At 54.1% G+C, this 5589-nt stretch carries 3 rRNA genes; all 3 read left to right on the top strand.

Features of this window, described 5'->3' with window-relative positions:
• Nucleotides 1-259 precede the first annotated feature (259 nt).
• Nucleotides 260-1786 (top strand): 16S ribosomal RNA (locus ACW5CM_RS16065).
• A gap of 424 nt (nt 1787-2210) precedes the next feature.
• Nucleotides 2211-5316, top strand: a 23S ribosomal RNA gene (locus ACW5CM_RS16060).
• A gap of 108 nt (nt 5317-5424) precedes the next feature.
• Nucleotides 5425-5541 (top strand): 5S ribosomal RNA (gene rrf, locus ACW5CM_RS16055).
• The 16S, 23S and 5S rRNA genes sit together here, the layout of an rRNA operon.
• Nucleotides 5542-5589 lie beyond the last annotated feature (48 nt).

Here is a 5589-nt window from a genome sequence, read left to right as displayed (position 1 = left end):
GGATAAGATAGAGAAGTTGCCCTTCGGGCCTGGTTGTGATGACTGGGTCGGGGGAGCATCCGATCCTTGAGAACTCAACAGCGTGCACTTGTCAAATGCCAAATTATCCTCGTCGGTCTTCGGACTGGTGAGAATTCCTTTGGATCAAAGACCAGCCCTTCCGGGGGTTGGCATTTTAAATGAAGTCAGTTTGATTCATTTCTTTGGTCAGTTCAAACTCGCTGCTCACACCTTTTTCCGGTGTGTTCAGTATTTTTCTTTTACGGAGAGTTTGATCCTGGCTCAGGATGAACGCTGGCGGCGTGCTTAACACATGCAAGTCGAACGGTGAAGCAGGAGCTTGCTCTTGTGGATCAGTGGCGAACGGGTGAGTAACACGTGAGCAACCTGCCCCTGACTCTGGGATAAGCGCTGGAAACGGCGTCTAATACTGGATACGAGACGCGACCGCATGGTCAGTGTCTGGAAAGATTTATTGGTTGGGGATGGGCTCGCGGCCTATCAGCTTGTTGGTGAGGTAATGGCTCACCAAGGCGTCGACGGGTAGCCGGCCTGAGAGGGTGACCGGCCACACTGGGACTGAGACACGGCCCAGACTCCTACGGGAGGCAGCAGTGGGGAATATTGCACAATGGGCGCAAGCCTGATGCAGCAACGCCGCGTGAGGGATGACGGCCTTCGGGTTGTAAACCTCTTTTAGCAGGGAAGAAGCGAGAGTGACGGTACCTGCAGAAAAAGCACCGGCTAACTACGTGCCAGCAGCCGCGGTAATACGTAGGGTGCAAGCGTTATCCGGAATTATTGGGCGTAAAGAGCTCGTAGGCGGTTTGTCGCGTCTGCTGTGAAATCTGGGGGCTCAACCCCCAGCCTGCAGTGGGTACGGGCAGACTAGAGTGCGGTAGGGGAGATTGGAATTCCTGGTGTAGCGGTGGAATGCGCAGATATCAGGAGGAACACCAATGGCGAAGGCAGATCTCTGGGCCGTTACTGACGCTGAGGAGCGAAAGGGTGGGGAGCAAACAGGCTTAGATACCCTGGTAGTCCACCCCGTAAACGTTGGGAACTAGTTGTGGGGTCCATTCCACGGATTCCGTGACGCAGCTAACGCATTAAGTTCCCCGCCTGGGGAGTACGGCCGCAAGGCTAAAACTCAAAGGAATTGACGGGGACCCGCACAAGCGGCGGAGCATGCGGATTAATTCGATGCAACGCGAAGAACCTTACCAAGGCTTGACATATACGAGAACGGGCCAGAAATGGTCAACTCTTTGGACACTCGTAAACAGGTGGTGCATGGTTGTCGTCAGCTCGTGTCGTGAGATGTTGGGTTAAGTCCCGCAACGAGCGCAACCCTCGTTCTATGTTGCCAGCACGTAATGGTGGGAACTCATGGAATACTGCCGGGGTCAACTCGGAGGAAGGTGGGGATGACGTCAAATCATCATGCCCCTTATGTCTTGGGCTTCACGCATGCTACAATGGCCGGTACAATGGGCTGCAATACCGTGAGGTGGAGCGAATCCCAAAAAGCCGGTCCCAGTTCGGATTGAGGTCTGCAACTCGACCTCATGAAGTCGGAGTCGCTAGTAATCGCAGATCAGCAACGCTGCGGTGAATACGTTCCCGGGTCTTGTACACACCGCCCGTCAAGTCATGAAAGTCGGTAACACCTGAAGCCGGTGGCCTAACCCCTTGTGGGAGGGAGCTGTCGAAGGTGGGATCGGTAATTAGGACTAAGTCGTAACAAGGTAGCCGTACCGGAAGGTGCGGCTGGATCACCTCCTTTCTAAGGAGCAACTGCACCCCTCGGGGTGACAGAGCCCAGATCAGAACATACGTTTCTGCTGGGAGCTCATGGGTGGAACATTTGACATGGCATCACGGATGCATCGTTTTCTTAGTACATCATCTTCGGATGGTTGGAACGGGGAACGGTGGGGATGTGGTGTCTGCACGCTGTTGGGTCCTGAGGGACCGGGTACGTCTGGGTCTTTAGGCCTGGGTGTGACGGATTCTCAGGGCCTCTTGCTGTTTCCCTTTCGGGGGTTGCGGGGAGGGGTACCGCCCGTACTTTGAGAACTACACAGTGGACGCGAGCATCTTGCAGCCGGCCTTCGGGTTGGCTGCGAAAGATGATCTTAAAGATCATTAGTCAATTTCTGATCAACCCTTGTGGTTGGTCCGAGTTTTTTGATTCAAACTCATGTGATTTTCAAGTCTTTAAGAGCAAACGGTGAATGCCTTGGCATCTGGAGCCGAAGAAGGACGTAGCAATCTGCGATAAGCCTCGGGGAACTGATAAGCAAGTTTTGATCCGAGGGTGTCCGAATGGGGAAACCCCGCTGGGCGGCGTGCCGACCTAGTGACTCCCGCCTGAATATATAGGGCGGGTAGAGGGAACGTGGGGAAGTGAAACATCTCAGTACCCACAGGAAGAGAAAGCAACCGCGATTCCGTTAGTAGTGGCGAGCGAAACCGGATCAGGCTAAACCGAGTGTGTGTGATATCCGGCAGGAGTTGCATGTTCGGGGTTGTGGGACTTTTCAGTCATCTCTGCCGAGATGGCGGTGTTACAGAAGCGTATAGACGAACGGTCTTGAAAGGCCGGTCATAGAGGGTGCCAACCCCGTAGTCGAAATGCGTGTTCTGACACGAAGAGTATCCCAAGTAGCACGGGGCCCGAGAAATCCCGTGTGAATCTGTCAGGACCACCTGATAAGCCTAAATACTTCCAGATGACCGATAGCGGACAAGTACCGTGAGGGAAAGGTGAAAAGTACCCCGGGAGGGGAGTGAAATAGTACCTGAAACCGTTTGCTTACAAACCGTTGGAGCCTCCTTAGTAGGGGTGACAGCGTGCCTTTTGAAGAATGAGCCTGCGAGTTAGTGATATGTGGCGAGGTTAACCCGTGTGGGGTAGCCGTAGCGAAAGCGAGTCTGAATAGGGCGATTCAGTCGCATGTCCTAGACCCGAAGCGAAGTGATCTATCCATGGCCAGGTTGAAGCGTGTGTAAGAGCACGTGGAGGACCGAACCCACTTAGGTTGAAAACTGAGGGGATGAGCTGTGGATAGGGGTGAAAGGCCAATCAAACTTCGTGATAGCTGGTTCTCTCCGAAATGCATTTAGGTGCAGCGTTGCGTGTTTCTTGCCGGAGGTAGAGCTACTGGATGGCCGATGGGCCCTAAAAGGTTACTGACGTCAGCCAAACTCCGAATGCCGGTAAGTGAGAGCGCAGCAGTGAGACTGTGGGGGATAAGCTTCATAGTCGAGAGGGAAACAACCCAGACCACCATCTAAGGTCCCAAAGCGCGTGCTAAGTGGAAAAGGATGTGGAGTTGCTTAGACAACCAGGAGGTTGGCTTAGAAGCAGCCACCCTTGAAAGAGTGCGTAATAGCTCACTGGTCAAGTGATTCCGCGCCGACAATGTAACGGGGCTCAAGCACGCCACCGAAGTTGTGGCATTGACATTATTGGTAGGCCTTCGTGGTCCAGCCGTGTTGATGGGTAGGAGAGCGTCGTGTGGCCAGCGAAGCGGCGGAGTGATCCAGCCGTGGAGGCTACACGAGTGAGAATGCAGGCATGAGTAGCGAAAGACGTGTGAGAAACACGTCCTCCGAAAGACCAAGGGTTCCAGGGTCAAGCTAATCTTCCCTGGGTAAGTCGGGACCTAAGGCGAGGCCGACAGGCGTAGTCGATGGACAACGGGTTGATATTCCCGTACCGGCGAAGAACCGCCCAAGCTAATCCAGTGGTGCTAAGTATCTGAATCCTCATGACCGGATCCCTTCGGGGTGATGGGGTGAGGCCTAGCGTACGACCCCATGCTGGTGCGGTTAGCGTATTAACAGGTGTGACGCAGGAAGGTAGTCCAGCCGGGCGATGGTTGTCCCGGTGCAAGTGTGTAGGCCGAGTCGTAGGCAAATCCGCGACTCATACAGGCTGAGACACGATGCGGATAAAAAGTGGATGATCCTATGCTGCCAAGAAAAGCATCGACGCGAGGTTCTAGCCGCCCGTACCCCAAACCGACTCAGGTGGTCAGGTAGAGAATACCAAGGAGATCGAGAGAATCGTGGTTAAGGAACTCGGCAAAATGCCCCCGTAACTTCGGGAGAAGGGGGGCCTTCGGCGTATAGGGATTTACTCCCGAAAGCGTTTGGAGGCCGCAGAGACTAGTGGGGAACGACTGTTTACTAAAAACACAGGTCCGTGCCAAGTCGCAAGACGATGTATACGGACTGACGCCTGCCCGGTGCTGGAAGGTTAAGAGGACCGGTTAGCCGCAAGGCGAAGCTGAGAATTTAAGCCCCAGTAAACGGCGGTGGTAACTATAACCATCCTAAGGTAGCGAAATTCCTTGTCGGGTAAGTTCCGACCTGCACGAATGGCGTAACGATTCCCCAGCTGTCTCAACCGCGAACTCGGCGAAATTGCACTACGAGTAAAGATGCTCGTTACGCGCAGCAGGACGGAAAGACCCCGTGACCTTTACTACAGCTTGGTATTGGTGTTCGGTGTGGCTTGTGTAGGATAGGTGGGAGACTGTGAAGCGGATACGCCAGTATTCGTGGAGTCATTGTTGAAATACCACTCTGGTCATATTGGATATCTAACTTCGAACCGTAATCCGGTTCAGGGACAGTGCCTGGTGGGTAGTTTAACTGGGGCGGTTGCCTCCCAAAAAGTAACGGAGGCGCCCAAAGGTTCCCTCAACCTGGTTGGCAATCAGGTGGCGAGTGTAAGTGCACAAGGGAGCTTGACTGTGAGACTGACAGGTCGAGCAGGGACGAAAGTCGGGACTAGTGATCCGGCAGTGGCTTGTGGAAGCGCTGTCGCTCAACGGATAAAAGGTACCTCGGGGATAACAGGCTGATCTTGCCCAAGAGTCCATATCGACGGCATGGTTTGGCACCTCGATGTCGGCTCGTCGCATCCTGGGGCTGGAGTAGGTCCCAAGGGTTGGGCTGTTCGCCCATTAAAGCGGTACGCGAGCTGGGTTTAGAACGTCGTGAGACAGTTCGGTCCCTATCCGCTGCGCGCGTAGGAAGTTTGAGAGGATTTGACCCTAGTACGAGAGGACCGGGTTGAACGAACCTCTGGTGTGTCAGTTGTTCCGCCAGGAGCACCGCTGATTAGCTACGTTCGGGATGGATAACCGCTGAAAGCATCTAAGCGGGAAGCCGGCCTCAAGATGAGACTTCCATACCTTCGGGTGAGAGGCTCCCAGCCAGACTACTGGGTTGATAGGCCAGATGTGGAAGCACGGTAACGTGTGAAGCTGACTGGTACTAATAAGCCGATGACTTGATAACACACCGTTTGTTGGTGCTTGCGTCCACTGAGTGGTTCTCGATGTACGGTCGAGAACCCTAACAGGCATACACGTATGCCTTTAGGTTTGATTGAAACATCAATAGTGTTTCGGCGGCCATAGCGTGAGGGAAACGCCCGGTTACATTCCGAACCCGGAAGCTAAGCCTCATAGCGCCGATGGTACTGCAGGGGGGACCCTGTGGGAGAGTAGGACACCGCCGAACTTCTTTTAGACAAAATGGCCACCCAACGCTGGGTGGCCATTTTGCGTT

The organism is Microbacterium wangyouchuni, from assembly GCF_054072595.1.
This window is presented reverse-complemented; position numbering and strand designations above follow the sequence as displayed.